This is a genomic window from Mesorhizobium sp. M0522 (assembly GCF_040321085.1).
Taxonomy (GTDB): domain Bacteria; phylum Pseudomonadota; class Alphaproteobacteria; order Rhizobiales; family Rhizobiaceae; genus Mesorhizobium.
On sequence record NZ_JAMYQW010000004.1, the window covers coordinates 301,302 to 325,978 of the forward strand.

At 63.2% G+C, this 24,677-nt stretch carries 29 protein-coding genes and 1 pseudogene; 9 read left to right on the forward strand and 21 right to left on the reverse strand.

The features are described 5' to 3' along the window. Positions 1-76: 76 nt before the first annotated feature. The 4 genes from NKI58_RS08170 (at position 77) to NKI58_RS35510 (ending at position 1,718) form a co-directional block, all read left to right on the forward strand. Positions 77-262 carry a hypothetical protein gene (locus NKI58_RS08170; RefSeq protein ID WP_352623173.1) on the forward strand — a complete coding sequence of 62 codons (186 nt, stop codon included), beginning with the start codon at positions 77-79 and terminating at the stop codon, positions 260-262. Positions 263-311: 49 nt separating this feature from the next. Then, positions 312-902 carry a LysE family translocator gene (locus NKI58_RS08175; protein ID WP_352641024.1) on the forward strand — a complete coding sequence of 197 codons (591 nt, stop codon included), beginning with the start codon at positions 312-314 and terminating at the stop codon, positions 900-902. An 82-nt stretch (positions 903-984) separates the two neighbouring features. Then, positions 985-1,482, forward strand: coding sequence for a hypothetical protein (locus tag NKI58_RS08180; RefSeq protein WP_352623175.1), 498 nt, complete (start codon positions 985-987; stop codon positions 1,480-1,482). Between the two features lie 71 nt (positions 1,483-1,553). Beyond that, on the forward strand, positions 1,554-1,718 hold the full coding sequence (locus NKI58_RS35510) for a hypothetical protein (RefSeq protein ID WP_352784937.1): 165 nt from the start codon (positions 1,554-1,556) through the stop codon (positions 1,716-1,718). Between the two features lie 159 nt (positions 1,719-1,877). Here NKI58_RS35510 and NKI58_RS08190 read toward each other — a convergent pair whose 3' ends face one another. Both NKI58_RS08190 and NKI58_RS08195 read right to left on the reverse strand, forming a co-directional pair. After that, positions 1,878-2,171, reverse strand: coding sequence for a DUF982 domain-containing protein (locus tag NKI58_RS08190; RefSeq protein ID WP_023676145.1), 294 nt, complete (start codon positions 2,169-2,171; stop codon positions 1,878-1,880). 125 nt (positions 2,172-2,296) lie between these two features. Next, positions 2,297-2,500, reverse strand: coding sequence for a hypothetical protein (locus NKI58_RS08195; RefSeq protein WP_023676144.1), 204 nt, complete (start codon positions 2,498-2,500; stop codon positions 2,297-2,299). Between the two features lie 312 nt (positions 2,501-2,812). Between NKI58_RS08195 and NKI58_RS08200 the strand changes: the two genes are divergently transcribed. Next, on the forward strand, positions 2,813-3,376 hold the full coding sequence (locus NKI58_RS08200) for a sigma-70 family RNA polymerase sigma factor (protein WP_023676143.1): 564 nt from the start codon (positions 2,813-2,815) through the stop codon (positions 3,374-3,376). Between the two features lie 50 nt (positions 3,377-3,426). After that, on the forward strand, positions 3,427-3,555 hold the full coding sequence (locus NKI58_RS08205) for a hypothetical protein (protein WP_352569237.1): 129 nt from the start codon (positions 3,427-3,429) through the stop codon (positions 3,553-3,555). A gap of 189 nt (positions 3,556-3,744) precedes the next feature. On the opposite strand, the gene NKI58_RS08210 is transcribed toward NKI58_RS08205, so the two are convergent. The 10 genes and pseudogenes from NKI58_RS08210 to NKI58_RS08255 all read right to left on the reverse strand — a co-directional run bounded on the left by NKI58_RS08210 (position 3,745) and on the right by NKI58_RS08255 (position 12,335). Continuing rightward, positions 3,745-3,963 (reverse strand): hypothetical protein, encoded by a 219-nt coding sequence (locus tag NKI58_RS08210; RefSeq protein ID WP_023676213.1) that lies wholly within the window; start codon positions 3,961-3,963, stop codon positions 3,745-3,747. A gap of 225 nt (positions 3,964-4,188) precedes the next feature. Then, positions 4,189-4,953: pseudogene (locus tag NKI58_RS08215) on the reverse strand (class I SAM-dependent methyltransferase); the annotation flags it as partial. Then, positions 4,950-5,939, reverse strand: coding sequence for a GNAT family N-acetyltransferase (locus tag NKI58_RS08220; RefSeq protein WP_031211613.1), 990 nt, complete (start codon positions 5,937-5,939; stop codon positions 4,950-4,952). The gene NKI58_RS08220 and the pseudogene NKI58_RS08215, both read right to left, overlap by 4 nt. 7 nt (positions 5,940-5,946) lie before the next feature. Further along, positions 5,947-7,011: a glycosyltransferase family 4 protein gene (locus NKI58_RS08225; RefSeq protein WP_352623177.1), complete on the reverse strand. Its 1,065-nt coding sequence runs from the start codon at positions 7,009-7,011 to the stop codon at positions 5,947-5,949. A 20-nt stretch (positions 7,012-7,031) separates the two neighbouring features. Then, positions 7,032-7,964, reverse strand: a complete 933-nt coding sequence (locus NKI58_RS08230) for a glycoside hydrolase 5 family protein (protein WP_352623178.1) — start codon at positions 7,962-7,964, stop codon at positions 7,032-7,034. Next, complete coding sequence (locus tag NKI58_RS08235) at positions 7,957-8,718, reverse strand: TIGR04290 family methyltransferase (protein WP_352623179.1); 762 nt, start codon at positions 8,716-8,718, stop codon at positions 7,957-7,959. Before NKI58_RS08235 ends, NKI58_RS08230 begins: the two co-directional genes overlap by 8 nt. Positions 8,719-8,720: 2 nt before the next feature. Beyond that, positions 8,721-9,521, reverse strand: a complete 801-nt coding sequence (locus NKI58_RS08240) for a nucleotidyltransferase family protein (protein WP_352623180.1) — start codon at positions 9,519-9,521, stop codon at positions 8,721-8,723. After that, the gene (locus NKI58_RS08245) at positions 9,521-10,624 is read right to left on the reverse strand and encodes a CgeB family protein (RefSeq protein ID WP_352623181.1); all 1,104 of its coding nucleotides are present in this window, start codon (positions 10,622-10,624) and stop codon (positions 9,521-9,523) included. The genes NKI58_RS08240 and NKI58_RS08245 overlap by 1 nt, the downstream gene beginning before the upstream one ends. A gap of 14 nt (positions 10,625-10,638) precedes the next feature. Further along, positions 10,639-11,235 (reverse strand): histidine phosphatase family protein, encoded by a 597-nt coding sequence (locus NKI58_RS08250; RefSeq protein ID WP_352623182.1) that lies wholly within the window; start codon positions 11,233-11,235, stop codon positions 10,639-10,641. Next, positions 11,232-12,335, reverse strand: a complete 1,104-nt coding sequence (locus NKI58_RS08255) for an inositol-3-phosphate synthase (RefSeq protein ID WP_352623183.1) — start codon at positions 12,333-12,335, stop codon at positions 11,232-11,234. Before NKI58_RS08255 ends, NKI58_RS08250 begins: the two co-directional genes overlap by 4 nt. 151 nt (positions 12,336-12,486) lie before the next feature. On the opposite strand from NKI58_RS08255, the gene NKI58_RS08260 reads away from it, so the two are divergent. Then, the gene (locus NKI58_RS08260; protein ID WP_352623184.1) at positions 12,487-14,319 is read left to right on the forward strand and encodes a hypothetical protein; all 1,833 of its coding nucleotides are present in this window, start codon (positions 12,487-12,489) and stop codon (positions 14,317-14,319) included. Here the strand turns inward: NKI58_RS08260 and NKI58_RS08265 are convergent. Genes NKI58_RS08265 through NKI58_RS08305 form a run of 9 tightly spaced genes read right to left on the reverse strand, consistent with a single transcriptional unit; the run spans position 14,256 to position 23,533 of the window. After that, positions 14,256-14,549: a hypothetical protein gene (locus NKI58_RS08265; protein WP_031211608.1), complete on the reverse strand. Its 294-nt coding sequence runs from the start codon at positions 14,547-14,549 to the stop codon at positions 14,256-14,258. The two genes, NKI58_RS08260 and NKI58_RS08265, sit on opposite strands and share 64 nt — an antisense overlap. Positions 14,550-14,573: 24 nt before the next feature. Beyond that, positions 14,574-15,620, reverse strand: a complete 1,047-nt coding sequence (locus NKI58_RS08270) for a UDP-glucuronic acid decarboxylase family protein (protein WP_352853114.1) — start codon at positions 15,618-15,620, stop codon at positions 14,574-14,576. A 23-nt stretch (positions 15,621-15,643) separates the two neighbouring features. Next, positions 15,644-16,753, reverse strand: coding sequence for a CgeB family protein (locus NKI58_RS08275; RefSeq protein WP_352623186.1), 1,110 nt, complete (start codon positions 16,751-16,753; stop codon positions 15,644-15,646). Further along, positions 16,750-17,844 carry a CgeB family protein gene (locus NKI58_RS08280; RefSeq protein ID WP_352824171.1) on the reverse strand — a complete coding sequence of 365 codons (1,095 nt, stop codon included), beginning with the start codon at positions 17,842-17,844 and terminating at the stop codon, positions 16,750-16,752. The genes NKI58_RS08275 and NKI58_RS08280 overlap by 4 nt, the downstream gene beginning before the upstream one ends. Further along, on the reverse strand, positions 17,841-18,971 hold the full coding sequence (locus NKI58_RS08285) for a CgeB family protein (protein ID WP_352623188.1): 1,131 nt from the start codon (positions 18,969-18,971) through the stop codon (positions 17,841-17,843). The genes NKI58_RS08280 and NKI58_RS08285 overlap by 4 nt, the downstream gene beginning before the upstream one ends. Positions 18,972-18,973: 2 nt before the next feature. Further along, positions 18,974-20,077: a glycosyltransferase family 4 protein gene (locus NKI58_RS08290; protein ID WP_352623189.1), complete on the reverse strand. Its 1,104-nt coding sequence runs from the start codon at positions 20,075-20,077 to the stop codon at positions 18,974-18,976. Continuing rightward, a complete protein-coding gene (locus tag NKI58_RS08295; protein ID WP_352623190.1) occupies positions 20,062-21,354 on the reverse strand; it encodes a TIGR04295 family B12-binding domain-containing radical SAM protein in 1,293 nt (430 codons plus the stop codon). The genes NKI58_RS08290 and NKI58_RS08295 overlap by 16 nt, the downstream gene beginning before the upstream one ends. Further along, positions 21,351-22,430 carry an NAD-dependent epimerase/dehydratase family protein gene (locus NKI58_RS08300; protein WP_352623191.1) on the reverse strand — a complete coding sequence of 360 codons (1,080 nt, stop codon included), beginning with the start codon at positions 22,428-22,430 and terminating at the stop codon, positions 21,351-21,353. Before NKI58_RS08300 ends, NKI58_RS08295 begins: the two co-directional genes overlap by 4 nt. Next, a complete protein-coding gene (locus tag NKI58_RS08305) occupies positions 22,427-23,533 on the reverse strand; it encodes an NAD-dependent epimerase/dehydratase family protein (protein WP_352623192.1) in 1,107 nt (368 codons plus the stop codon). Before NKI58_RS08305 ends, NKI58_RS08300 begins: the two co-directional genes overlap by 4 nt. Before the next feature lie 256 nt (positions 23,534-23,789). Between NKI58_RS08305 and NKI58_RS08310 the strand changes: the two genes are divergently transcribed. Together NKI58_RS08310 and NKI58_RS08315 are read left to right on the forward strand one after the other, a co-directional pair. Further along, positions 23,790-24,062 (forward strand): hypothetical protein, encoded by a 273-nt coding sequence (locus tag NKI58_RS08310; RefSeq protein ID WP_352623193.1) that lies wholly within the window; start codon positions 23,790-23,792, stop codon positions 24,060-24,062. Positions 24,063-24,166: 104 nt separating this feature from the next. Beyond that, a complete protein-coding gene (locus NKI58_RS08315) occupies positions 24,167-24,496 on the forward strand; it encodes a hypothetical protein (RefSeq protein WP_352623194.1) in 330 nt (109 codons plus the stop codon). Positions 24,497-24,677: the final 181 nt, after the last annotated feature.

Sequence of the window (24,677 nt, forward strand, 5' to 3'; positions counted from 1 at the left end):
CGCAGCGACGAAGCAGTGGGGAACCGGTTGGCCCGATGTGAGTTGGGGACGCTAAGTCTCACGGGATCAAGCATGTATGAGCGGACGCAAACACAAGCGCAGAGTGCATGCCAAGGACGGCCTGTCGGCCGAGCAGGCCTATGAGGTCAATTTCTTTGCCCGCAGGTGCGGCCTGACCAGGGACGAGGCGCTCAAGATGATGCGAGATGCCGGTCGGTTGAAGGACGGCGCGAAGGCCTCCTACGAAACCGGGGCGAAGTAGCGGCATGGATCCTGCCTCGTGGGCGGCCTTTCTCGGGACGGTCATTCTGATGCAGATGCCCCCGGGGCCTGACAGTCTGCTGGTGATGGCGCGTGGCATCGGGCAGGGCCGTGACGTTGCCCTGTTCACCGTCCTGGGAATGACCATCGGCGCCGGCATGGTCCAGCTGCCACTCCTTGCCCTCGGCATATCGTCGCTGCTCCAGGCATCGCCCGTTGTCTTTGCCATGCTTCGATGGATGGGCGCAGCCTATCTGGTTTGGCTTGGATCGCGTCTGGTGCTGCTGCCGTCGGCCGGCGTCGCCGTCGAGGAGCCGCGCAGTGTCGGGCCGCTTGTGGCCGCACGCGAAGGAATGATCGCCAATCTGATAAATCCCTGGCCGATAACCTTCATGGTGGCATTCCTTCCACAGTTCGTCGATCCCGCGCGGGGATCGGTCACACTGCAATTGCTGCTGCTCGGCGGCAGCCAAAAAATAACCGGTGTGCTGGTGCTGGGCACATATGCGCTCGCATCCGGTACGCTCGGGGCCTGGATCATGAGACGACCGAAGGTAAGGCTCTGGCAGCAGCGCGTGGCAGGCTGCTTCGTCGTCTGTCTCGGTATCCGCATGGCAGTCGGTGGTGGCGCGCACCGCTGAGGATCGAGCGATGCAGCGGCCGCCGATGGAACATCCGCCGACAATTTTCGTTGACATGCTCCACAAGGCGAAGAGGTCGAGCATGTCGAAGTTCCAAGCCGCTACCCCGGAGCGTTTGCAGCAGCTCAGGCTTGAGGCGACGGCGCACTTTGCGCCGCTCATACTGCGCGAGGCGCTGGTGCGTCTCTGCCGAGCGTGTGGAAGCGAGAGCCTCGAACGGTTCGAGAAGACCATGGTCGACCAAATCGAGGCATCGCGTGACGAAAAGGCCGATTTCGACACAATGAAGGAATTTGCCATCGAACAGCTCTATGGCTCGATTCGAGAAGTCAGGTCTTCACCGGACATGACACAGCCGCTGGAGAATGTAGACACCCGAAGGACCCCTGGCCGCTCGGAAGAGCCGCAGACGCTGGAAGACCAGCTGCAGGCGGGTCTGGAGGATTCTTTCCCCGCAAGCGACCCGCCGGCTGTTGTTTCCACCGCGATCCCTGGAGGATCGAAGAAGCTGGTCGGAACCGACGAGGTCCTCAGGCAGCAGCGGGAGAAAAAGGCCGAGGAAGCCAGCCATTCGCGATAAACGGCTCTGCGGGGAAGCAGCCTGCCGGTTCGCCCGCCGTCCGGCATGAAGGCTGTCCGGGCATGCGTGTCATGCGGCTCGCCTTCGACAAGTATCTTCGCTTCCAAAGCCGCGTCGATAAATGCTTCGCGGGCTTCCGCTGCCGCCTGGCCGATCTGGGCGCCGCCAATGCATCTGCCGCCATCAGCGACAACGGGGCATTGCGGGCAGGCCATTTCTCGCTTTTGAGGCAGTAAGAAGCCTCGAAAATGGAGCTGACCATTCGCGATCGTCCCGGCTTGCCGAAGTAGATGCAAACCGGAGCATCGAACTTTATCTCCAGCATGGCGGTCCTCCCGATTCAACCACCCTTGATATAAATTAGCGTCAGCGGGTCACATGGCCTGCTGGGCATTTTAGCCGACGTCGCGAACCGCAGTGGGATTGGTGCCTGCTGGTATTTCGGCGGCGACATCGTGCGCCAGAATGCCCGCCTTGCGGGCGAATGCTTCGAACGCCGCGCGCACGGTCTCGGCATCGACCTCGTCAGCCAGCCCGGCGCGACAGGCGTCGAACGCCGCCTTGTGCGCCGGGCCGCGACTCGGCCATTCGTTCAAGACGTCATAGGCCTGCCAAATATTTTCGACATGGCGAGGGAAACCAAGGCCGACGAGAATTGGAACGGGGCGGCCAAACGATTTTTTTGTCATCTGTGTCTCCGCGAAAGAGCCTGTCGCATCAACGCTGGGCGGACGCGAGGCCCATGCTCTTTAACGCGGGATTGCTGCACGGGTTGCAGCGGGTTTGTTCGATCGTGCGCCGGCCGATGCTGGCATCATTTGTTGGTCCGCATCTTTTGCCGGGGATTGATACCGCCTTGAGGCGTGGTGTCGTTCTCGACATCGCCTTCGAACGTGTTGTCGCCCTGATCGAGCCGGTCGCCCTCCTTGATCGTGCCCTTGGAACTGCCGATGCCGGGATCGTTGGCAAGGTCGCTGTCGGCCGGCGTTTTGCCTTTGGCGTGCTTGTTTCCTGTCATGGGTTCCTCCTGTTTTGAGGTGGCGGACTGTCCTTGAGGTGGCGGCCCAGGCTCGCTGCGAAAATCGCGTTTCGACACGCCAATGGCGGCGCCCCGGAATTTCGGACGGCCTGGATTCCAACTCCGCGATACCGGTGGTTGTTCCGTCAAAAATATCACCGCCGGCTGGGTTGCCCAGCCAAGCCGCTCCGGTTCCCGATCCGGGTGATTTTCGCCAGCCGGAACGATCTTTCGCCCAATGCATTTAACTGGTCTGCGCTCACGAACTCATTCTGGACGGGAGCTGGACCATTGCCACCTACAGCCTACGCCTTGGCGACTCGCGAAACCGAAGAAGTTTCCATCGTCGACCTCATACCCGCTTTGAGGGCTTTCGCCCGCACCTTCTGCCGCACTCCTGATGATGCCGACGACCTGGTCCAGGAGACGCTGACCAAGGGCCTGGCCAACATTGACAAGTTCGAAGCTGGAACGCGCATGAAGTCATGGCTCTTCACGATCATGCGCAACACCTACTACACGCGTGTCAGGGCCGCGGTGAGGGAAGCGCCCGGCCTACTCGACTGCGCTTCGCTGCGGCCGATCTCGGAAGCGACGCAGGAATGGTCCGTACAGGGCAAGGAGGTCCACCAGGCCATTCAGAGCCTTCCCGAGCACCAGCGCGAGGTTCTGATGTTGATAGGCGTTCTGGGCATCAGCTATGAGGAAACGGCCGAAATATGCGGTTGCGCGGTGGGAACCGTGAAGAGCCGGCTCAACAGGGCACGCGCCGGCGTGCTGGAATACCTTGGCGAAAGTTCCTCGCAAACCCTGATGGAAAGGCGCAGCTATCTGTCCGAAGGACAACTGGACTTCGAAGCCGAGAGGCGCCGTTAATACACGTCACGTTAGTTGCTGGTTTCGCGCAAGCGCCTTTCGATAAGCGCATGCTGCAATTCGATCGCAAGTTTGGTCAGCCGGTCAGGAACCCTTTCCTGCTCGATGGCCGCAAGCAAGGAAGCGATTTCCCGATCTATCGTCAGATCGGCACGCCTGCTGCCGGAATCTTCCCTTGAGCGAGACATCGCGTTCTCTTGGCAAATGTTGGTTCCTTCACCTCACTCTGGTGGCAACAGTGCGAGTTTGCAAGAATTTGCAGGGCGTCCATGCGACCGGCATCGGTCCTTGCACAGCTTCGTCAGCGGTTGGCTTCTCGCCGCCTTTCAATTGCTCACCGGCTGCACGCTCGCATGCTGCCGCAACGATCAGTCTTCAGGCCGCCGATCCGCTGAATGATCCTGGTACTGCTCGGATTTGACCCGATTGCCGTCGAGCCCGCGCTCCTTGGTGTGCTGCTTCTTGTCTCTGTTGGACAAAACAGCGTTCTCGCCGATCTTGTCCTTGGGAAGATCGGTCATTGCGCCAGCGCCAGCGCCTTTGCCGTGACTGCCGCGACCGATGTGCTTCTTGCTGCCGGACGCCATCTTGTCCTCCTTCATACTGTCGAATAGCGGCTTTTCCCGTTCGGCATCCGAACCATCGTTGGGCCGCAATGTTCCGTCGGAAAGCGTAAGCAGGAAGGCATCGCCGTCCCAGTACCGGAACGGCTTTTCGCCGTCGACGAGGACTTGCATGCCATTTGCGTTGGCGAAGTTATGGACATCGGCGCGATCCAGCGCCGGCGATCCGCGATATGAATAATTCAAAAGCGCGGCCATGCCCGGCCTCTTCAGCACGCGCGCGATTTCCACGAAATGTCGCTCCGCAAGGCCGGCCAGCACCAGATAGGGAAAGCTGTCGACGGCCAGCACGCGGTCGAAGCTGGCATCGCAAAAATCGGCAAGATCGAAACCGCGCGCAGGGCGGAATTCTACATTGCCGAGCCCGGCGCATCGCCGGCGGGCGATCGAGATCATCGCAGGGGATATATCGCTGCCGACGATCCGGTGCGACAGAGCGGAGAGCGCCTGTTCGAACCGACCGATACCACAGCCGATATCCAGTATGTCGCGGTCACTGCCGGTAAAGCCTCGCCTCTCCAGCCAGGCAACGATCTCAGCCGTAGCGGCAGAGAGCTTTTCCTCATTGCCCAGCGATGACAGCTGGACGCTCGCCGCCGGGGAGATCGCCGCCGCCGCGTCAAACCCGGCCGCCAGCCGCTTGACGACCGCATCGTCGGTCTCGTCCTCGCCACGCTCGTGCCGAACAGCACCGCCTGTTTTGCGCAGCGTGGCGAAGATCTCGGGCCTGCGCCGAAGCAGGTCCGCAATCCGTTGCAGTTTTGCCGTGTTTCGCGGGTCAGCCGAGTGCGTGTTTTGCGCAATCTTCGCCAATTCTGCAGCATCGATTCCTGTCTCGAAACGGAGAGCCAGCCTTGCGATGACGGCTTCGACGCCGGCACCGTCTGCCATGCAATCCTCCAGCACCCGCCTTGCTGATGTCGACCGCCGAGATTCCGGTTGGGTCGCGCTCATCGCCCTTTGCTCCGCGTCCAGATCTTGCGCATCGTCCACCGGTCTACGGCGCCCCAGCTGTACTTGTAGGCCTCTTGTCCGCGCAGAAAATCGAACTCTTCCGCGCCTTCGCAGATCGCCTGCCTTATCGCCTGGCCGATGAGCAGCGCGCCGGGACTTTCCTCGGCATAGGCCGGATCGAAGCCACCGAGATAAGCGCAAGCGCGGCCACGATGATGGAACCCGTAATAGGCGCCCACGATCGCGTTACCGATCGTGATAAGCCAGCATCGGGCAAGCACCTGTGCCACCAGTTGCGGGAGCGCCTGACGGTGGAATGCTTCCACGCGGGAATCGGACAGAACGCCGTCGCCGTGTCCGGCCCAGCGCGCGCGGTGAAGGCGGATCAGGTGGTCGAGGAATGTCTGCGGATCGGACAAAGCGGGTTCGATGGAGACACTGCCGCGTCTCGACGCGGCCCTGTGGGCGCGGCGCAATTGGCGCCTCCGCCGCGCCGGAACACAGCCTTGAAGCGTCTGGTCGCCGGCGAGGGCGAGCACCGGGCAAGCGGCGTGACCGACGGCTTGGCACGATTCGAGCGCGGCATGCCTGATGGCAAGGCCGGCGCCGCCGGGAGGCAGGTCCTGCAAGATCCACTGTGACCAGCCCACGGAAAGAACGGCGCCACCGATGACTGCGCCGACCGGTTCGGCGATCTCGGGAAGACAAAGGACATCCAGATAGTCGCTCAACGAAATGCCGAGCGGAAGCAATCGCGCGCCGGCGTCGTGGCGTTCCAGATAGAGTGGCGCCAGGCCGACCAGATCGTCGCCACGCCAGATGGCGACCGTCGCTAGCTCGCCGGGAGCAAATGTTCGCCACCATGGCAGCAACCATGCGGGAGACTGGAACGGCGTCGCCGAGGGACTGCGCGACCAGAGTTCCCACCAGTGCGGCTCGAGGGCTTCGAGGTCCGCCGGATCGTCTATGATCTCACTGCGGAGCATGTCGCGCTCACTTTGCCGTCGCGAGCTGCTCGCTGTCTGTGCCGAGCCGTGCCAGCGCCCGATAGGCGTCCATGTAGGAGGAAACCATGCGGTCGAGTGAAAAGCGCCGCCGCGCCTCGGCCCGGCACGTCTCGGGGTCCAGGCTGGGTGCGGCAGCGATGGCTTCGGCCATCTCGTCGACATCCCCGACCAGATACCCGGTCTTGCCGTGCTCGACCACATCCGGCAGTGCGCCATTCGGGAAGGCCACCACGGGGGTGCCGCAGGCGAGCGCCTCCATGGCGACGAGCGAACTGGTTTCCGCGGCAAGGCTCGGGATGACTAGGCAGCGGGCTGTGTTCAGCAGGCGCCGCTTGGCGACAAAGCCGAGCGGACCAAGGAAGCGGCGCCGGTCGTCCAGGCGGGATTCGACCTCGTCGCGAAAATACGCTGTGTGCGTTTCATAGGGGTAGACCTTGCCACCGATGACCAGCGGGACGCTGGCCTTGTTGGCTGCGTCCAGCGCCAGATGGATGCCCTTTTCCGGGCAGACGCGGCTGAGCACGAGCGCAAAGTCGTGTTTGGCCTGCGGCTCGCTCAGCGCGTCGACGTCCACTCCGTTGGGAATCGGCCCGATCAGCCTGGCGCCCGGCGGCGCGGTTCTTTGCTGAGCCGCCGATACCGCATGCAGCCACAGATCCTCCCGCGCCGGATTGAGAGCGTCGGCAGGATACCAGTCGAGCGGCAAATGCAGGGTCACCAATGTCGGCCCGTCGCCTGGCAGATAGGCATCGAAATCGATACCGTGCAAATGGACCACGTCGATTGGCCAGCGAGCGCGTGCGGTAGCAATTGCGGCGCAATGAGAACGCTGCGCCCGGCGCTTCGCCGCTTCATCGAGCACGCCCGGTTCGGCCGGCGTCTCGATGAGGACACCCGCAGCGCTCGAGCCCTGGCAGCCGATCACGATCGAGCGGTGTCCGGCCTGTACGAGCGCCTGGTCGAGCATCGACAGCACCTGCTCGGCACCACCGACCGCATCCGGCCCGACCGGGGCGAGGGGATAGGCGACGTTGAGGACGGTGAGCATCATGGCTGGAGAGCCGAAGCTCCTCACGCTGCGGAGGCGCGCAGCCTGCCGACCGAAGGGGCAGCGATGCTGCCGGCATATCGGCGCGTCATTGCCGCGCAGAAATCGGCGAATTCCTCCGGCACCAGCGGCGGACTGCTGTGGTGCGGCATCATTCCGCGGTGTTCCGGCGTGAAGCAGAAAGTAACCGTCACGTCGAAGTCGGCCAAAGCCTCCATCTGCCGGTCGAACCAGTCAAGTGCGTTCGGCCTGAAGCTGTCGGCCCAGGAAAGCCCGGTGCGCAGATTGGTGACGCCGAGCCGTTTCATCCAGGCGACGGCGTCACCCAGCCGGTGATCTTCGAAATGGAACCACTGCACCAGTCCCATTGCCGGCGTGTGGTGCAGGAACTCCTCGAGCGCGGGCTTTGGCGTGCCGTCCTGGCGGAGCAGGCCCATGTAGAAATGGCGGTAGTAAGACGAGCCTTCCGCCTCGCGATGGCGCGTCGTCGCTTCCCACTCGCGCGGCAGGTCGTAGAGGCTATACCATTGGATGCGCGGTGCGTTGCCGATCAGCAATTCCGCGGTCCGGCGCAGGCCCCAGACCTGTACCTCCTCGGCGCCGAAGGTCGACACGCCGACCTCGCTGACCCATACCGGAAGATCGGTGACAGCCGAAATCTCGCCGATCTTCTGCGGCCATTCGTGGATCTGCCAGAGGTTCCAGTCGAGCGGAAAGCCGTGCACGGCGACAGCATCGACATGATCGAGCACGTCGAACTCCTTCATCCGTGTCATGAAACCGGCATCGATCGGCGAGATGCCGCCAAGGACCTTGGTCAAGGCCGGATTCTCCGACGCGATCGCGTCGGCGGCCAGGGTTGCCATGTTGGCGAAGCGGCTCCAGTCGGGGTCGAGCTCGGGATCCCAGTGGGATTTGTTGTTGGGCTCGTTCCAGATCATCGCGGCTTCAATCATTTATTTGTCCTTTCGACGGGTAGACGACGCCGCCACCGGCCGGCACGTCGGCGGTGCGGCAGAAATAGACCTCCTGCTCCGGTTGCAGGACGATCTCGAAGCCGGCGCTGCGCAGCATGGCTTCGGTGCAGGCGCGATTGGGAATCCACCAGTTGGTCGGGTCGTCGGCATAGCGATGCTCGATGAAATGCAGCTTTGGGAACTCCGGCCGGTCGAACAGGTCGTGGGTCCAGAAATGATAATTCTGCTCGAGCGCCGGCACGTTGGTGCTGCCGCGCTGCATCGACTGGAAGATCATCAGGTCCCGGGCGACGTGCTCCCGGATCAGATCGAGTGCGAGCAAGGGATGGCGCAAATGGTAGAGCACGCCCATGAACAGCACGATGTCGAACCGCTCATGCAGGGCGCCAACGTCGTAGACCGAGAGCTGCCGGAATTCGATGTCGCAGTCCGCCACCTCAGCGGCAAAGCGCGCCTGCGCCAGGTAAGCCTCATCGAAATCGATGCCAAGCACGCGGCCGGCGCCGCGGCGTTTCATCTCGATCGAATAGAAACCCGCATTGCAGCCTATGTCGAGCACCGCCTTGCCGGAAAGATCGGCGGGAATCGCGTCCGCGAATTTGCGCCATTTGATCAGCGGATAGTTGCCAAGGAAATGGTCGGGAGCGGTTTCGATGCCGGCCAGTTCCATATTGTGGAACCATGGGCCGAGCGCATCGATACGGCGGCGGATTTCGGCATCGGAATGCAGCATGGCTAGCCTCCTTCGCCTGCGAGGACAGGGACGTGCTGGTTGCCGGGCAGCGTAATGGCGACTTGGTCGTCCTTGGTACCGGCGGCGCTTTCAAGCAGGCGAAGTGCGGTGCGGTAGCCGTTGAAGGTGCCGACGTCGACATAGGCGGTGCCAGCCTTGATGCCATAGGCATCGCCTCCGGCGGCGAGATAGGCATTGACCAGCGTGCCGATATATTCGTCGCACCGGTCCCGTTCCCGCCACAGCGCGGCGAGCTGGTGAAGGGTGCGGCCGGGCATCTTGAACGCACCCCAGATCCAGTTCGATTGGGCATTCTGCTGCTTGACCTGGATTTGCTTCACCCGGCTGTCCTGGTCGACAACGACGGCGTCGAAGAACTCCGGCTGGTCCACCGGAAACAGCAGGAAGGACAGGCCGTCGTCCGGGAGGGCAAGGAAGCCGTCTTCGGGAAACCAGATCGTATCGGGCAACCCGACCAGAACGGTCTCATCGGCTGTGACGAGCGGTGCGGCACGGAAGATGGCGTCGCAAAGGCCGACCGGAGAGGGCTGCACCACAAACAGCGCAGTCGCGTCGGCATAGCCGGCAGAATAATATTCGAGGATATCCGACTTACCCGAGCCGATGACGAAACATATCTTGTCGGCCCCCGCGCGCACCATGCGGCGCACCAGGTATTCGCTGACCGCGCAAGGCCGCTCGGTGTTGCCGTCGATGCGGCTGCCGACCGGCAGAAGCTCCTTCGAAAAGCCGAGCGGCTGGATGCGGCTTCCCCGTCCGGCTGCGGGCACGATGCCCAACATCAAACTGCCTCCTTCAACGGCTCGCCATGCGTGGAGCCGTGCAGTGCATCGGACAGGATGCGGTCGAATTCCTTCGCGCGCCGCGCCGAGGTGTGTTCGTCCAGCACCCGCTCGCGCGCTCGGCGGCGGATAGCGTCAAGCTCGGCGTCGGACAGGTCGAGCGCGGCGACCACGTCGTCGGTGCTGTTCGCCACGACGATCTCTTCGCCGGGCCGGAAAAAGGACTCCAGTCCCGGCCATGTGTCGCTCACCATCGCGGCACCGCAAGCGGCGGCTTCGAACAGCCGGCCGGAAGGACACCAGCCCCTTTCGGCCATCGCCTCGCGGGTCACGTTCAGCGTCAGCCGTGATGATGAAAAGAAGGCGGGGTGGTCGGCCGGCGGCAGATGCCGGACGAAGAAAATATTGTCGCTCCACGGGAATTCCTGCGGATATTGTGCGCCGCCAATGATGAAGCGGCGCTCCGGCAGGCGCGCAGCCGGACTGACCAGCAGCCTCTCGACCCCGGCCTGGCGGTCTGCCGCATAGGTCCCGAGATAGGAAAGGTCGCCGGCAAACTCCGGCCTGGGCGGGGCGGGCCGGTGTCGCTCTGGATCGACATGGCCGTAGAGCGGCATGACGCGGCGCGCACCCAGCATCGACCTCAATGCGTCGATCGCGGTTCCTCCCGTGTAGCTCAGCACGAGATCGAAATCGCGAAGCCCTTCCGGCCCGAAATAGGCCGGAGGCTCACCCTGTTCGATCCGCGCCAGCGTCACCGGCGTATCCAGATCGTAGAACACCTTCAGCCCGCGACAGGCCTGGTGGGCAAGGCGCGACGCGCTCACGGCATCGGGGCAATAGGAGGTGACGATGACCACATCGGCCTCATTCATCGCCTGCTCGGCAACGCGCTGGATGTCCTCCCAATCCTGATAAAGGACGAGGTTGCCGCCATCCAACTGGTCGAGGTCGCGCGTCCCGGCATAATAGGGAGTGTTGCGTTCGAAGAAGGTGATAGACCAGCCCAGCCCGGCCATCGCCCGGATCAATCCGCGCCACAGCGTGGCGTGCCCATTGCCCCACGACGATGTCACGGTAAGACCGAAAATGACCATGCGCATCCGGCAATTCCTCGTCAGGCAGCTTCGTTGAGTCTGATCAGCTTCGACCCCCAGTCCCCCCAAACAACCGTGGTGATCGACGCTGGGTCGATATCGAAGCGAAAGCAGTTTCCCAGCGACAGGCCGAGCACCTTGCACACGGTGGCCTTGATGACGTCGGCATGGCTGACCAGTGCGACGCCCTGGTTCTGGTAGGTGCCGCGGACCTGCTCGATCAATGAGACGACGCGTTGCTGCACGTCCAGCATGGTCTCGCCGCTCGGTGTTCTCGCCTGCTGACGCTGGTCGTTCCACACTCGCCAGTCGGCATCCTGGTTCAGCTCTTCGAAGGTCTTTCCCGACCAGGTGCCGAAGTCGATCTCATCGAGTTCCTCGCGGATCACGATCTCTCCGGCATTGCAGGCGAGCGCGATCGGGTTGGCAGTCTCCTGCGTGCGTTCGCGCGGGCTGCAGAAGATTGCCGCTATCGCCTCGCGTGCCATGCGGTCTGCCAGATGCGAGGCCTGTGCCTTGCCGGCTTCGCCGAGGCAAACGCCGGCCATCCGTCCGGCAAGATAACAGCCGACATTGTCGTGCGCGGCGTGGCGCACCAGAAAGAACGTCGTCGTCATTCCGCGGCATCGAGCATCGGCTCGTCCTTGCCGGCGATGAAAGAGAGCGTGCGCTGGCGGGCTTCCGCGTCGGTGAACTGCTCGGGCGGCGATTTCATGAAATAGCTGCAGGGACCGGTCAGCGCGCCCGCGATACCGCGGTCGAGCGCCAGCTTGGCGCAACGCACCGCATCGATGACGACGCCGGCCGAATTGGGCGAATCCCACACTTCCAGCTTGAGCTCGGCATTCAGCGGCACACCGCCGAAGGTCGTGCCTTCGACCCGGATATAGGCCCACTTGCGATCGGTCAGCCACGGGACATGGTCGCTCGGCCCGACGTGAATGTTGCCGGGCTCCAGGGGAACGTCGATCTGGCTGGTGACGGATTGCGTCTTTGAGATCTTCTTCGATTCCAGCCGCTCGCGTTCCAGCATGTTGAGGAAGTCGGTGTTGCCGCCGAAATTGAGCTGGTAGGTGCGATCGATGCGCACGCCGCGCTCGCGGAACAGGTTGGCGAGCAGCCGGTGGACGATCGTCGCACCGACCTGGCTCTTGATGTCGTCGCCGATCAGCGGCAGGCCGTGCTGCTCGAAGCGCCGGCGCCACTCCGGCCGCGAGGCGATGAAGACGGGTATGCAGTTGACGAAGGCACAGCCCGCCTCGAGCGCGCACTCGGCATAAAAGCGCGTTGCCTCCTCCGAACCGACAGGCAGATAGGACACCAGGATTTCGGCGCCGCTTTCGGCGAGGATCTTGCCGACATCGGCGACCGGCTCGTCGGCCTCCTCGATCTCGTCGCGCAGATATTTGCCGATGCCGTCCAGCGTCGGCCCGCGTTCGACGCGGGCGCCGGTAGGCGCCACATCGGCAAAGCGGAAAGTATTGTTCGGCGCGCTGTAGATCGCGTCTGCCACATCGCGTCCGACCTTGCTCTTGGCGACATCGAAAGCGCAGACCACCTCGATGTCTTTGACATGGTAGCCGCCAAGATCGGCATGCATCAGCCCGGGGATGGGCTCATTGCTCCTTGCGTCACGGTAATAGGTGATGCCCTGAATAAGGGAGGAGGCGCAGTTGCCCACGCCTACTATTCCGATCCGAACTTTCTTCGATCCCACGAAACCGCTGCCTATGCTGTTGAAGGTAAGTTCTTCGTGCCAAACCGCCTGCCTCGCTGATTGTTCCTTGCCGGCTGCAAAAATCGTGCAACCGATGGTGGATCAAAGTAGCGCTCGCCGAGTTGTGCAGTGAGGCCAACCGGGACGGACAATGATCGTCTATGGCGACCACAAGCGAATGCAGAGCGCGCAACATGTTCGCGGCTCAGCCTGCAAAGCGGCCGAGCACATTGCGGACATGCCAAGTGGGACCGAACGCCACGCAGCCCTGGTCGGCCTGTTCATCAAGGTCTCGGAACTGGTCCAGGGCCTTGCCGATGCTGAATTCGAGGCCAACGGCATGGACAGGAATTCCCGACAGCGGATCGCGGGCGCAAATCTCCTGGTCGGCTTGGCCCGGGACGTGGGCAGATCGTGGGCGGCCGGATTCGCCATCGACGGCCCGGTCGATGCCGAAGTGCCGCGAATGCTGGCCGAACTCGATTGCGATGGCGAAATCCTCATCGGCACGGCCGAGGGCTACGCCCATTACGCGCTCTATCCGGAGAGCTATTTCGTCGCCGCACGGCAGTCGGGTCTCGATGCGAACACATGCGTAATCGGCATCCGCAGCATCGGCCTGGGATTGGCAGCGATGGTGGCGGCAGCCATCGGCGCGCCGGCACCCGTCAGCGTCCGTCCGACCGGTCATCCGTTTCGCAGGCGGCTTGCCGCCGATCCGGAACTGATCGGCGGCTGGAGGACAAGGCCATCGGCCCATTTCGCTGTCGTCGATGAGGGCCCGGGCCTGTCCGGCAGCTCGTTTCACGCCGTCGTCGCATGGCTGCAAGCGCTGGATATCGATGCCGGGCGCATCCATCTGTTCCCAAGTCATTTGGGTGGGCCGGGTCCCGAGGCATCGGCGGACAGTCGTGAGGCATGGACGGTTTGCCAAAAACACACCGCGGATTTCGAACGGACTTTCCCCGCTGGATCCGCTGTCCCGACGTTGCGGGATTGGGTGGCCAGGACGGTCGGCCGCACAGCGGCCAGCCTGACCGAAACATCCGCCGGAGAGTGGCGTCGCTTGCACTATGGCTCGCTGGATCATTGGCCACCCGTCCACCGCAGCTTCGAGCGGCGAAAGTTTCTTGCTTCTGCGGGCCGGGAAAACTGGTCGGTCAAATTCGTCGGCCTCGGTGAAATCGGAATGCACAAGGCCGAGACTGCCAGGAGGCTGAATGACGCAGGCTTTGGCCCGGACATCGCCGGGCTGTGCCACGGCTTTCTCGTTGAACGCTGGATCGACGGTACAACGCTGGAGCGGGCAAGGCATTCGAAAGAAAAGGTGGTCGCTCATCTCGCGCGCTATCTGTCCTGGCGCGCAGCCAATCTGCCCGCCTCCCAACCGGGCGCCTCGCTGGAGGCGCTTGCCGACATGGCCGTGCAGAATACAAGCGAGGCTTTGGGCGAAAGCCGCGCGGCGGAGCTGCGGAACTGGTTCTCGAAACAGGCTCCACCAAAGACCATGCAGCGGGTCGAAATCGACGGGCGGCTTCATCCGTGGGAGTTCATCCTTTCGCGCAGTGGAACGCTGGTCAAGACGGACGCCCTCGATCATTGCCGATCGCACGATCTGATCGGCTGCCAGGACATCGCCTGGGACATTGCCGGCGCCCGTGTCGAGTACAGCCTCTCCGACGCAGCGACTGCGGCACTGTGCAAAGCTGTCGAGGCGACTACGTCTCGTCCCGTCGATGCCAATCTGGTCCACTACTACGAGCCCTGCTATCTCGCCTTCCAGCTTGGCTTGTGGAGCATGGCTGCACGATCTGGCGATGATCGGGAACAGATCCGGCTGGCGGCCGCGGCAAGACGTTATACCTCGATGTTGCTTCGTTTCCTGGAGAACCAAGGGGAGCTGCGGCCCTTCGACCAGGATCAGTCCAGCCGGCGCAGCATATCCGCTTCCTTTTCGAGGATGGCCGCTACCTCCTCGCGCTGAAGATGCGTCATCATCAGGCTAACACAACATTCCAGATAGGTGATGGAGGCGCGCCGCAGGAAGGCAGCCGTCTCCTTTGCGGCCATTTGTTCGATGTCTTTGGCGGATCGCTTCGGATGCACAATCGTCTCCATGCCGGTACCTTGACAGAACCAGAAGCTGGACGGGTTGTTCCCGCGACGAGAAAAAGTGACCAAATCCGAGACGACGGCGCTTTCCGTCGTGACCAAGCAGCGGCCAGACGCTCCCCGCCTTCAGGCCGGCAGGTTTTGCAGCCGGCCTGATGCAGAACGCACGGTGGCGGCAATTCGACGTCTTCTGTCGATCATCTGCGCCGTCTCAAGCTCGGCAAAATAGCCGATTGTGCGCACCAAACCCTGCCTGAGCGGCACTTTTGGCGACCAGCCGAGAAGCTTCCTTGCGCGGGAAATGTCGGGTTGCCGACGACGAGGATCGTCTTGCGGCAGAGGCAGGAATTTCAAGCCCGATTTGGTTGCGGTCATGTCTCTCACCAGGCTCGCCAGTTGCAGGATGGTGAACTCCCCCGGATTGCCCAGATTGACGGGCTGGCGCGGATTGGGATCGACCTCCATCAACCGGATCAAGCCGTCGACCAGATCGGAAACGTAGCAGAACGATCTGGTCTGCAGCCCGTCGCCGAATATCGTCAGCGGCCGTCTCTCGAGTGCCTGCATGATCAGATTGGAAACGATCCGTCCATCCGCAGGATCCATCCTGGGACCATAGGTGTTGAAGATGCGCGCTACACGGATATCGGCCTTTCCCATTCTCAAATAATCGAAGCACAAGGTTTCGGCAGTGCGCTTGCCTTCGTCATAGCAGGCGCGGGGGCCGATGCAGTTCACGTGGCCGACATAGTCTTCCTTCTGCGGATGCTGTTCGGGATCGCCATAAATTTCGCTGGTGGACGCCTGCAGGAACCGGGCGCCATTGCGGGCGGCGAGCTCCAGCAGATTGAGTGTTCCGATGACGCAAGTCCGCGTCGTATGGACCGGGTCGGCCTGGTAACGCGGCGGCGAGGCCGCGCACGCCATGTTGAAAATGCGGTCAACCGGTTCGCCAAGCTCCAACGGTCGGCAAATGTCTTGCTTGATCAGCCGAAAATCCCGACGATCGGCGATCGATGCTATGTTCTCCATGCGGCCGGTAAGGAAATTGTCGACGCAGATCACGCGCCAGCCGGCCTGGAGCATTGTCTCGCAAAGATGCGAACCGAGGAAACCTGCGCCGCCGGCGACAAGCACGGTCTTGGTCCGTCGCGCCTTTCTTGATAGCTGCATCTCTATCTTCTCCCGTCTGCGGGTCATGCTGCGCTCTCGACGTCCAGATCGAGAACAGAACGTGGCGATTTGGCCTGCGCCAGCAGCGAAACGAATTCGCGCGCTCTTGCGATGCTTGTGTGAGCCGCGAGGATGAGCAGGCGCGCCTGCCTGGCCATGGCAAGCCGGGCGCTGTCGGATTCCCCAGACAGGATGCCGATCACGTCCTCGGTCCTGCGCGCCGTGTGGATCGTTTGCCCCGGAAACAGGCTGTCCAGTCCCGCCCAGCTATCGCTGATGATCGCCGTGCCGCAGGCGGCTGCCTCGAAGAGGCGCACGCTGGGCGACCATCCGGCCGCGATCATGGAACTGCGCGTGACGTTCAACGTATAGCGTTGGCGGCTGTAAAAGGCGGCGTGATCTGCCGGCGGCAGGTGTTCGATGCGATCCACATTGTCCGGCCAGGCGATTTCGCGCGGATATTGCGAGCCTGCCACGACGAAGCGGCGCTCCGGCATGCGACGCGCCGGTTCGAACAGCAGGGCCTCCAGCGTCGCCTGGCGGTCGGGGCTGTAGGTGCCGAGATAGCCGAGATCCCAGCGGATTGGATCACCGGTTCCGTGATGCCGTTCCGGGTCGACGGAGCAGTAGAGCGGCTCGGCCCGCCTCGCGCCGAATTCCGCCGTCAGACGGGCAAGCGTCGGCCCGCCGGTGAAGGAGAAGTAGACGTCGAAATACGGGACCTGCCGCCTGGCAATGTACTCGCAATCATCGGTCGAAAGCTTTGCCAGAGTGATCGGCGTGTCGATGTCGTAGAAGCAGAACTGACCCATGCACAGCGATGCCACGACGTCGATGATTTCAGGGCCTTCGGGAACGAAGGAGCCGACGACCACGATATCGGCATCGCGCAGGCAGCGCGCAAAATTGCGGCGAAGATCATCGGTCGTTTCGTAGTAGCGCAAGGCGCAGAAATCGGGATCGCGCAGATCCCGGTGACTTGCGTACCACGGCACGTCGCGTTCGAGAAAAGTGACGCGGTGACCGAGTTCGTGGAGACCTTTAAGCAGCCCCCGAAAGGTGGTGGCGTGGCCGTTTCCCCAGGATGAGGAGAGCGACAGGCCAAGAAAGACGATGTCGAGCGGCTTCGTCATTCGGCCGCCTCCACGGTCGGACGCTCGAAATGGCGCCTGAAGATGGCGTCGGCTAGAACGGCACGTGTCGTATAGGTATGTTCGCCAAGCACGCGCCGAAGCGCCGATGTCCCGATCGCCTTAGCCCGTTCGGCACTAAGGCTTTGCATGATCTCGGCGACGTCCTCGCCATCGCGCGCGACCAGGATTTCCTCGCCGGGTTTCAGGAACAGGTCCACGCCGAGCCAGGCGTCGGTGATGAGGCATGCGCCGGCGCCCGCCGCCTCAAAAACGCGCGTCGCAGGTGAAAAGCCATTGGCCGCCATGCTGTCGCGGCTGATGTTCAGCACCGCCTTGGCCGTGACGTTCAATGCATTGTGGTCACGCGTGCCGACATGGCCGAGCCATCGGACATTGGCGGGCATCTGCTTGTCGCCCCAGCCCGATCCGCCGAGCAGGAAGCGCTGATCGGCCGAGCGGAGGGCCGGGTCGAGGAAGAAGGCCTCGACGCGCGCCTCGCGATCCGGCAGCCGGTTGCCGAGAAAGGCGAGATCGCACGCAAAGCGCATATCCTTGCCGACCGGATGATGCGTTTCCGGATCGAGCGCGTTGTAGATCGGCACGCATTCGGCCGCCCCCATTGCCCGATAGGCCCAGACCACCGGGTCGCCGCCGCCATAGGTCAGCACGAGGTCGATTTCCTGCAGCGCGCGATGCAGCGGATGGTCGGGCTCGTCGCGCAACTGGCCAAGCGTCGCCGGCGCATCGACATCCCAGAATACGGTGAGCGCATCGGCACGGGCGTGATCGAGCACCGCCCGCAACAGCGCGTCGTCGGCGAAACCGACGCCGCTCGCCTTGACGACGATATCTGCCTCCGCCGCCCGCGCCGCCACCTGCATCATGGCATGCGGAGTGGCCTTGTAGACGACGACGGCACACCAGTCCGGCGCCTCGATATCGCGGTTCTTCTGGCGATCGTAGACGTCCGGCTCGTAGAAGGTGATGTCATAGCCGAGCCTTGCCAGGGCCTTGAGCAGTCCGCGGTAATAGGTGGCCGCGCCGTTCCAGTAGGACGACAGCAGGCTTGACCCGTAAAATGCAATCTTCATTCGGCGGCCTCCGTTGCAAGGATCGTGTCCGCGGCTTGGCGGCGCCCGCATTCGGCGAGCACGCCGAACAATTGATCCGCCCGGTGCCGGCATGTGTGCCGCAAGCGGATGGTCTCGAGGCCCGATGTCGCCAGAGAAGCGGCGAGATCCGCGTCGTGCAGCACGGCGCGAAGATGACGCCGCATCTCGGAACCGTTGTTTGCAAACAGAAAATCTACGCCGGGCCTGAACAGGCGTTCGACATCGGACCACGGCGCCGAAACGAGCGGGATGCCGCAGGCGAGCGCCTCGAACATGCGGATGGTCGGGATGCCGGGCAGGCTTTCGCGGTATGGACGCCTGGGGATGTGCACTGTGATGCGGTTTGCTGCAAACGCCTTCGGCACGTCGGCGTTGGCGATCCAACCTTCGTAGTGCAGGCCGGCGGCCGCAAGGTCGGCGAGCGCTTCCCGTGGATAGCGAACGCCGTGGACAGTGCCGCTCAATCCGAGCTCACGCACCGGCTCGACCAGGAATTCCCTGATTTCGGCGCTGCGCTCGTCGTCGCCCCAATTGCCGATCCAGATCAGGTCGGCGCTGCGCTCGATTTCAGGATGGGGCTGGAACAGATGGTCATCGGCTGCCTCGTGCCAGGTAAAGACCCGCTTGCCCCATCCGGCGCGAAGATAGCTTTCCCGCAGGGCCTCCCCAAAGGCGAGCACGCCGTCGTAATGTTCAAGCTGCAAGGCAGAAATCGCTTGCGTTGCCGAGATGGCGCGATGGTGCGTGTCGTGGAACAGCAGCGTGAAACGGCCGCCAGTTGCTTTCGCCCTGCCCAGCCGCGCAACAAGGGCCGGCTCGGTCCACTCATGCACGATCACCACATCGGCGTCGGAGATCCAGGCTTCGTGGTCGAAGGCGGCGTCATAGGTGACCGGCATCAACTCGGGAAAGTCCTTCCGGAATCGCTCGATTGCGAAGGACCCTTTCTCGGCCAGCAGGTTCGACCGGCTCCAGCCGTCGGCGGGCTCCAGCGCGATAGCCTGGTGCCCGCGCGCGACCAGCTCGCGCATGATGCCGCGCAGGAAATGTGCGTTGCCGTGGTTCCAGTCGGAAACGATCGAATGGGTGTAGAATAAAAATCGCATAATCAATTATCCGCCATGGTGGCCAGGGCCGCCTTGTCGTAGACGCCGCGCATGGCGGTCGCCTGCCTTGCCAGTGAAAATCTGCGGCTTCGGCGCGCCGCCGCCTCACCGAGCTCTCGCCGGCGCTGCGCGTCATTGCAAAGGCCATTGATGCAGCTGGCGAGATCACTCGGATCGCGCACGTCGTAGAACAGGGCCGCGCCGTCCCACAGTTCCTGGTAGGTCGCGATATCGGCGAGCACCAAGGGCGTTGCCGACATTGCGGCTTCCAGCGTGGCCAGGCCGAACGGTTCGTAGAGCGACGGCGATACGAAGATACCGGCCCGCGCCATCAGCGAGCGCACTTCCTCATGTGGCACCGGTCCGACGGGAACGGCGTGACTGAAGCCAACATGCTGGCCGTCCGGGCCTTGCTGCGAGCCGGCGACGAAGACCGGCCATTGCGTCAGGGAGGCGGCCTGGTCCAGCACCGCCGCATTCTTTCCTTCGTCCCACCAGCGCGCGGCGGCGAAAGCGACCGATTCCCGTCTTTCGCTCTTCGCGCCGGGCCGCGCCCCGTTGCCGACGACGCTCAGGCGGGCGATCGGCCCGTAGCAGGTTTCGAGCATGTCGGCATGGCTGCGGCTGGGTGCAACGACAATGCCTGCTTTGTCGAAACCGCGCCGGTTGCGGTCCTTCTGCCAGGCCCATTCGCCGTCCGCCGCCTGTCCCTTGACGGCGTGGAACCATGTCACCACGCAGGAATGCGACACCGCCACGACGGGGCAGGGCACGTCGAGCCCCGCGGCCTGCGTCGGCGCGTTGAGATGGACGATTTCGACGGCGTAGTCACGTATGAGCGGGTGCAGCTCCTGCTGCAGTGTGTCGAGGTCGTGCTCGTTGCGGGTCATCCAGTCCGGCGGCGTGTTGAGCCATGTCAGCGCTGCAAACGACTGGGCCTCCTCGGCCTGCTGCCTGGACGGTTCCGGACCAAGCCCGGCAAGCACGACGCTGTCCCCGCCGGCGACCAGTTGTCTGGCCAGATCGAGCGCATAGCGCCAGACGCCGCCAACGGCATCGACAGTCATCAGGATGCGGCGCGGCCGCGGGCTCAGTGTCCGCAACATGTGGCCTCCAATTCGGCCAGCGGACGCGGACGCTTCTCCTGGATGTCGCTGAACGTTCGGAAGGATGCGAGATAATGTTCATGCGCGCGCTCCCAGGCGAGATCGTCCGGCTCGCCCCAAAGTTCGCGGTAGCTCGGCGAACTCGGATAAGGATAAAGCGGCACCGGTTCGTTGGCCCAAACACCGTTGTCGATCAGGTGCTTTCGCCAATAGTCGACCAGCGCGGGATCGTCCTCGACCACGCCGATCAGGTTGGCCTGCACGAACGGCACGTGGCGCCTTGCGTCGACCAGCAGCGCGGCCAGCTCCTCGGTGCCCAGCCGGCAGCGTTTTGCCAGCATGGCGCGGCCTTCCACCGTCAGGCTTTCGAGCCCCGCCTCTATGGAGACGCAGCCGGCGGCGCCGAGCAGTCTCAGCAGTTCCGGTTTCCAGAGGTCGATACGGGTCTGCACGCCGAACTTCACATCGCGATCGACCAGTGCCTCCAGCAAAGCCTTTTGCGGCAGGAAGATCTCGTCGATGAAGTAGATGTAGCCGACGCCCTGTGCGATCAGCCGGTCGATCTCGGCGATCACTGCTTCCTGGTTCCGGCGGCGATAGGCATCGCGGAAATCGATCTTGGCGCAGAAGCTGCAATTATACGGGCAGCCGCGCGACGCCTCGACCTCCGCACCGAAACCGACCTGGTTGTCGTCGAAGCGGTGATGGTGGTGCGAATGCGCGGCAATCCAGTCCGACGGCCATTCGAGCGGTGGGTGATCGATGAACGAACTCGCATGGACGCCGCCGTTCGAGACCAGTTTTCCGTTCTCGAAACGGGCGGTGGACGGCACCGCGCTCCAGTCGTCGCGCCGGGCAAGTTCCGCGACCACTTCCTCGCATTCGCCGCGCACGACAATGTCGACGCCAAGCTTGCGCAAAGTCGGCGTCGGCGTCGCAGAGCCATGCGGCCCGACGGCGGCGGTGCGACCGCCGCGCCCGGCAAGATGATTGAGGAAATCGGCCGGCACGCGCAACTCGGGCGGTGCGCAGCGCCAGAACAGGTAGGTCGGCGCGGTGCTGACGACGGTCATGTCAGGCTCGAATGCGGCGACGCGATCGGCGAGCGCGGCGTTGTCGAGCTTCTGGATCTGCCCGTCCAGCATCAGCACCTCGTGGCCGGCTGCTTCGAGCAGCGCTTTCGAATAGCCGAGTTCGAGCGGCAGATGCGGCTGGCGGCAGCCGAAATAGATGCTGTCCTGGTACGTCCAGGACGGATTGACCAGAGCGACCCTCATGCCACGTACCTCGCCGGTTCGGGATGCGGGTCGAGGCGATGACGCTGCAGCCAGTCGGCGAGGTCGCGGATGCCGTTTTGCCACGGGACGTGCGCTTTCCACCCCAGCGCCGCCTCGATCGCGCGTGTGTCGGCGACGAAGAACGGTTGGTCGCCGGTGCGTTCGCGGTCGTAACGAATCGGAACGTCCCGTTTCGTTATGTCGCAAATCTCCTTCAGCAGCATGCGCAGGCTGACGGCGTTTTCCGGTCCGCCGCCGAGATTGAATGCTTGGCCCTTGATCGCCTCGATCCGGTCGAGCACGGCGCGGTAAGCCGCGACCGCGTCGGCAACATGGAGGATGTCGCGCACCTGCTTGCCGTCACCGTAGATGGTGATCGGCCGGTCGGAGAACGCGTTAAGCAGGAAATGGGCGACCCAGCCCTGATCCTCCGTGCCGAACTGGCGCGGTCCATAGATGCAGCTCATGCGCAGCACCGCCGTCGGCAGATCGTATGACTTGGCGTAATCGAGGACATACTGGTCCGCTGCGCCCTTGGAGCAGCCATAGGGCGTGCAGAAATCGAGGCCGCGCGTCTCGTCGACGCCGTGCGCTCGGATGCCCGCGTCGCGAGGCGCGTATCTGCCGTCTTCTTCGCGCATAGCAAGGTCGGCGAGGCGGCCATAGACCTTGTTGGTGCTGGCGAAAACGACGGGGATGCGCTTGCCGCTGCGGCGAGCGGCTTCCAGGACGTTGAACGTCCCGCGCAGGTTGATGTCGAAATCCTCGTCCGGCCGAACCAGGCTCGTGGTGACGGCGGTCTGCGCGGCAAAGTGGAAAACCGCCTTCGAACGCGCCACCAGCGGCATCAGCGCCTCGGCGTCACGGACATCGGCGATTTCGACGGCGAGGCGGTTGCCGTGCTTTTGCGTCAGCCATTCCAGGTTCTGTTCGACGCCGGGACGGCTCAGATTGTCGATGACCAGCACCGGCTCGCCGTCCGACAACAGGCTGTCGGCGAGGTTCGAGCCGATGAAGCCGCTGCCGCCGATAATGGCGACGGGCGCTTCGCGAAAATTGCGTGAATCCGGTCTCATGATACCAGCCCTCGCGCTTCGAGTTCCCGCTTCATCTCGGCGCTGCGATCGATGGCGACCGTGTTACGCACCCAGGCGACGAAATCGCCGAGCGAATGCTCCAGCCGGTGCTGCGGCTGGAAGCCGAGCAGTTCGCGCGCCTTGGAGATGTCGGCAAAGCAGTTGCGGATATCGCCGGAGCGTGCCTTGCCGAGGATTTCCGGCTGGCGGCCAGGCACGCCCATTGCTTCGGCGAGCAGCCGGGCGACGTCGCTGACCGCGTAGGCTCGCCCGCTGCCGATGTTGATGACGTGGCCGCGCGCCTGGGGCTGTTCCAGCGCCAGCCGGAAGGCGAGGGCGACATCGCGTACATGAACGAAGTCGCGCTGCTGTTCGCCGTCTTCGAAAATCAGCGGCCGCTGGCCATTGGCGATGCGCGAGGCGAAGTTCGCCAGGACGCCGGTATACGGGTTCGAGAGCGCCTGTCCGGCGCCGAAGACATTGAACAGGCGCAGCGCCACCGCATCGACGCCGTAGGCCTCGCCGAAGATCAGTACGGCGCGTTCCTGGGCGTATTTCGTCAGCGCGTAAATCGAGGCGAGATCGACCGGTTTCTGTTCGTCGGTCGGCAGCGGCGACAGGACTTCACCTTCCGGCGACAGGGGATTCCATTGGCCGCTACGGATGTCGTCCGGCTGCCGTCTTGCATTGTCGATGCGCCGGCCGTCCGGCGTCGCATAGAGACCCTCGCCATAGACGCTCATCGATGAAGCAACGACGATCCGTTCGATCGGGCGTTTGATCAGCGCTTCCAGCAACGTGGCGGTGCCGAGGTCGTTGGCGCCGACATAGCGGGCGATCTCGTACATGGACTGTCCGACACCCACTTCAGCCGCCAGGTGAATGATCGCGTCGACATCGTCGACCGCCTCTGCGATGGCGTCGCGATCGCGAACGTCGCCTTTGATCAGCTTGGCGCCTGGCGGCAGGCTGATTGCCTCGCCACCATGCACCTGGTCCAGCAGCGCATCGAGAATTGAAACCCCATAGCCATGTTCAACGAGTTCCTGGGTGACGTGGCGGCCGATAAAACCGCAGCCTCCCGTGACCAGTATACGTTTCACGACAACTCCTCATACGAATGGCTTTGCCGCCCCAAACTTCCGGGCGAAAGGTTTGTTCCCTTGCTTCAACAAAGTTCAGGAGGCTCGCAGGGGTAAGTTCAACCAGGCGTGGGAACATCGAAGGCTGCTTGGTGTTAGGAGCTATGTTCGACCAACCGCGCGCACATGCCGGGCAGCGATGCATCTGCTGGTTGTGTGGAGGCAGACCGGCAACGCGGGGTCTCGCGGTCTGCGGTGGAATCGAAGGGAGATTGCGATGTCTGAATCGAAGACGACCACCGATCACGACGAAATCCGCCGTTGGGCCGAGGATCGCGACGGGCGGCCGGCGGTGGTGCGCACCAAGGGCGAGGGCGGCATACTGCGCATCGACTTCGGCGAGCCTGAAGAGACGTTCGAGCCCGTTGAATGGGACGAGTTCTTCAGGATCTTCGATGAGAACGAACTAGCCTTCCTCTACCAGGATGAGACCAGCGGCGGAAAGACCAGCCGCTTCAACAAGTTCATCGAGCGCAGCCGGAAAGGCTAACATCGTCTAGTACCCCTGCACAGAGGATTCGACGGGTTCGATGGGTTGTAGCCTGGGTAGGATATCGGGTTTGACGAGCAGTTCAATGCTGCGCGCGAGGCCCGGTGCCTGCGGATCAATCCGGCCCGCTCGAGGGTGAGCACCATCTGATGGACGGAAGGCGCGGTGACGCTGAAGAAGCGCTGCATGTGGCGTTGGCCGCAGAACTATTCGAGACGACGGAAGCGATCGAGCGCGTCCTCGTCATAAGGGATGCCTCCCAACTCTCGGGGTGCGCCGAGGCTAGACTTCGCCTGGAAAAGGCGACGACGCGCATCATCGACCATGGCGGCGGCGACTGGAGCGCTACGACTGCGAGTACAAACGCAACGGCACCGCAAACCTGTTCGTTTTCCTCGACGCGCAGCGTAAGCGCTGTTTGCCTCGCACCTTGACCACGACGCCGTTGTGCCGTTTCGAAGACTGCCGCTGTGACGGAGATGGCAACAATGCGCCAGCGAACGAACCCGCTCGCGGGAGGGGCGCGGGGTTTGAGGCGTGAGCTTCGTTGGCAGCGTCGGTGAGGCTTTAATCGATCAGGGGTGACGGACGGCCATCGGCCTCCGAGCATGAAGT

Coding starts and splice junctions, on each gene's coding strand:
- NKI58_RS35510 (WP_352784937.1), top strand. CDS start 1,554: ATGCGGCTCGCCTTCGACAAGTATCTTCGCTTCCAAAGCCGCGTCGAT.
- NKI58_RS08175 (WP_352641024.1), top strand. CDS start 312: ATGCAGATGCCCCCGGGGCCTGACAGTCTGCTGGTGATGGCGCGTGGC.
- NKI58_RS08195 (WP_023676144.1), bottom strand. CDS start 2,500: ATGACAGGAAACAAGCACGCCAAAGGCAAAACGCCGGCCGACAGCGAC.
- NKI58_RS08280 (WP_352824171.1), bottom strand. CDS start 17,844: ATGAAGATTGCATTTTACGGGTCAAGCCTGCTGTCGTCCTACTGGAAC.
- NKI58_RS08310 (WP_352623193.1), top strand. CDS start 23,790: ATGTCTGAATCGAAGACGACCACCGATCACGACGAAATCCGCCGTTGG.
- NKI58_RS08240 (WP_352623180.1), bottom strand. CDS start 9,521: ATGTTGGGCATCGTGCCCGCAGCCGGACGGGGAAGCCGCATCCAGCCG.
- NKI58_RS08220 (WP_031211613.1), bottom strand. CDS start 5,939: ATGCTCCGCAGTGAGATCATAGACGATCCGGCGGACCTCGAAGCCCTC.
- NKI58_RS08270 (WP_352853114.1), bottom strand. CDS start 15,620: ATGCAGCTATCAAGAAAGGCGCGACGGACCAAGACCGTGCTTGTCGCC.
- NKI58_RS08285 (WP_352623188.1), bottom strand. CDS start 18,971: ATGCGATTTTTATTCTACACCCATTCGATCGTTTCCGACTGGAACCAC.
- NKI58_RS08295 (WP_352623190.1), bottom strand. CDS start 21,354: ATGAGGGTCGCTCTGGTCAATCCGTCCTGGACGTACCAGGACAGCATC.
- NKI58_RS08170 (WP_352623173.1), top strand. CDS start 77: ATGAGCGGACGCAAACACAAGCGCAGAGTGCATGCCAAGGACGGCCTG.
- NKI58_RS08225 (WP_352623177.1), bottom strand. CDS start 7,011: ATGATGCTCACCGTCCTCAACGTCGCCTATCCCCTCGCCCCGGTCGGG.
- NKI58_RS08300 (WP_352623191.1), bottom strand. CDS start 22,430: ATGAGACCGGATTCACGCAATTTTCGCGAAGCGCCCGTCGCCATTATC.
- NKI58_RS08230 (WP_352623178.1), bottom strand. CDS start 7,964: ATGATTGAAGCCGCGATGATCTGGAACGAGCCCAACAACAAATCCCAC.
- NKI58_RS08275 (WP_352623186.1), bottom strand. CDS start 16,753: ATGACGAAGCCGCTCGACATCGTCTTTCTTGGCCTGTCGCTCTCCTCA.
- NKI58_RS08260 (WP_352623184.1), top strand. CDS start 12,487: ATGATCGTCTATGGCGACCACAAGCGAATGCAGAGCGCGCAACATGTT.
- NKI58_RS08235 (WP_352623179.1), bottom strand. CDS start 8,718: ATGCTGCATTCCGATGCCGAAATCCGCCGCCGTATCGATGCGCTCGGC.
- NKI58_RS08245 (WP_352623181.1), bottom strand. CDS start 10,624: ATGCGCATGGTCATTTTCGGTCTTACCGTGACATCGTCGTGGGGCAAT.
- NKI58_RS08205 (WP_352569237.1), top strand. CDS start 3,427: ATGCTGCAATTCGATCGCAAGTTTGGTCAGCCGGTCAGGAACCCTTTC.
- NKI58_RS08180 (WP_352623175.1), top strand. CDS start 985: ATGTCGAAGTTCCAAGCCGCTACCCCGGAGCGTTTGCAGCAGCTCAGG.
- NKI58_RS08210 (WP_023676213.1), bottom strand. CDS start 3,963: ATGGCGTCCGGCAGCAAGAAGCACATCGGTCGCGGCAGTCACGGCAAA.
- NKI58_RS08190 (WP_023676145.1), bottom strand. CDS start 2,171: ATGACAAAAAAATCGTTTGGCCGCCCCGTTCCAATTCTCGTCGGCCTT.
- NKI58_RS08250 (WP_352623182.1), bottom strand. CDS start 11,235: ATGACGACGACGTTCTTTCTGGTGCGCCACGCCGCGCACGACAATGTC.
- NKI58_RS08290 (WP_352623189.1), bottom strand. CDS start 20,077: ATGTTGCGGACACTGAGCCCGCGGCCGCGCCGCATCCTGATGACTGTC.